We start from the raw sequence: 2,312 nt of genomic DNA, 5'->3' as shown, positions 1-2,312 counted from the left end.
GGGCTCGGGGTGGTCGCCACCTCCCGGGACGAGCTGGTCGCGGGCCTGCGCGCGTTCGCCGCCGGTCGCCCCGCGCCGAACGTGGTGACGGGCACCACCGTCGCCGGCGTGCCGCGGGACACGGTCTGGGTGTTCTCCGGCCAGGGGTCGCAGTGGGCCGGCATGGGGCGCGATCTGCTGGTCGTGGAGCCGGCGTTCGCCGCGGCCATCGCCGAGGTCGACCCGCTGATCCGGGCGGAGGCGGGATGGTCGGTCCTCGACGCGTTGCGGGCCGGCGAGGAGCTGGCGGGCTGCGACCGCATCCAGCCGGTGCTGTTCGCCGTGCAGCTCGGGTTGGCGGCGCTGTGGCGGGCGCACGGCGTGCGGCCCGCTGCCGTGATCGGGCACTCCATGGGAGAGGTCGCGGCGGCCGTCGTCGCGGGCGCGCTGAGCGTCGCCGACGGCGTCCGGGTGATCTGCCGCCGGTCGCGGCTGCTCACCCGCATCGCCGGGGCCGGCGCGATGGCCACCGTCGGGCTCGACCGGCGGGCGGTGCAGGCCGATCTCGTCGCGACCGGTGCCGACCGGGAGGTCTCGGTGGCGGTGCTGGCCGCGCCGGGCTCGACGGTCATCGCCGGTGCCGCCGACCGGATCGACGAGCTCGTCGCGCACTGGACCGCCCGCGGCATCCCGGCCCATCCGGTCGCGGTCGATGTCGCCTCCCATTCGCCGCAGGTCGACCCGCTGCTCGACGAGCTCGCCGAGCAGCTCACCGCGCTCGACCCGCGCCGACCCGAGACGGGCTTCTACGGCACGGTCGAGGATTCCCCGCGCACGGTGCCCGCCTTCGACGCCGCGTACTGGTGCGCGAACCTTCGCCGCACCGTCCGGTTCACCGACGCCGTCGCCGCGGCCGCCGCCGACGGGCATCGGGTCTTTCTCGAGATCTCGCCGAACCCGGTGGTGGCCCGCCCGATCGCCGACAGCCTGGCCGGTGGCAGTCGCACCCCGGTGGTGCTGCCGACGCTGCGCCGGGACGGCGACGGACAGGCGGAGTTCCGGATCGCGCTCGCGGCGGCCCACTGCGCCGGCGTGCCCGTCGACTGGTCGGTGCTCTACCCCGACGGGGTGATCGTCGATGTGCCGCCGCTGGTGTTCGACCGCCGCCGCCACTGGATCGATGCCGCTCTGCCCGGCCCGCGGACCCTCGCGGCGACCCCCGGCCGCGGGGCTGCCACGGCTGGGACCACCGCGGTTGCGTTCGGGGCGGCCGACGGGCCCGGTGTGGTCATCGCGGGTGCCACGGACACGGTCGGATCACCGTTGCCGGGCCCGCACTCGGAGGTGCCGAGCGGTCCGGTGCGACACCTGTGGCGCTGCGACGTCGGCACCGCGGCGGTCGGGTGGCTCGCCGACCACCGGGTGCACGGCCGGGCGGTGCTGCCGGGCGCCGCGTACTGCGCGTTCGCGCTCAGCGCCGCCGCGGAGGTGTTCGGCGGCGTCGGGCCGGGAGAGGTCGTCCTGACCGACACCGCGTTCGAGGAACTGCTCGACCTCGACGACCACACCGACGCGCTGATGACCGCGACACCCCAGGACCCGGACCGGACCCTGATCGAGATCTTCGCTCGCAGCGACGGCAACGAGAACGGCTGGAGCCGGCGCATGTCCGGCGTGCTGCGGCGGACCACCCGGCCCGCGCCGGAGGGCGGCGCGGCGCTGCTCGACCTCGCTGTCGCGCACCCTCGCCGCGTCGGTCCGGACGAGGTGTACCGCAACCTGCGTGGCCGCGGGATCGATCACGGGCCCGCCTTTGCCGCCATCACCGACCTGCACACGGGGGCGGACAACCGCGGGGTCTGGGCGACCGTGACCGTCCCGCCGATGGCCGCCGCGGGTGCGCAGGAGCTGCCCATCCATCCGGTGCTCATCGACGCCTGCGCGCAGGCGCTCGTCGTCAGCCTGCCGGCCGCGACCGAGCAGGGTCTGGTCCTACCCGCCGGCATCGACGAGATCCGGGTGGTCGGGGACACCGCGACCGTGCGGTATGTCCACGGCTGGATGGAGTTCCCGGACGCCGACGGTGTCGGCAACCCCGCCGGGCACGTCCGCCTGCTCGACGCCGCCGGCACGCTCGTCGCCACCCTCGACGGGATGCGCTACATCCACCACAGCACGGCCGACTCCGCCGCCGCGGGCACCGCACCGGCGGAACTCGACGCGCGCATCGACGACTGGCTGTACGGGGTGGCATGGCAGCCGGCCCCGCGTCCCCCGGCGGTCGGGCCCGGCCGGCCGGGGGGCTGGCTCGTGCTCGGCGACCTCGCCGGCTC

General features: G+C 76.0%; 1 protein-coding gene. It reads left to right on the top strand.

Annotation, left to right across the window (positions count from 1 at the left end; all coding sequences use genetic code 11):
* Positions 1–2,312 (top strand): acyltransferase domain-containing protein (locus ND748_RS30280; RefSeq protein WP_251749657.1); only part of this gene is annotated, 2,312 nt, incomplete at both ends.

Origin of the sequence: Frankia sp. AiPs1 (genome assembly GCF_023716945.1) — a bacterium.
Taxonomy (GTDB): domain Bacteria; phylum Actinomycetota; class Actinomycetes; order Frankiales; family Frankiaceae; genus Frankia.
The sequence above is the reverse complement of the archived record's forward strand: the minus strand, read 5'-3'. Positions and strand labels throughout refer to the sequence as shown.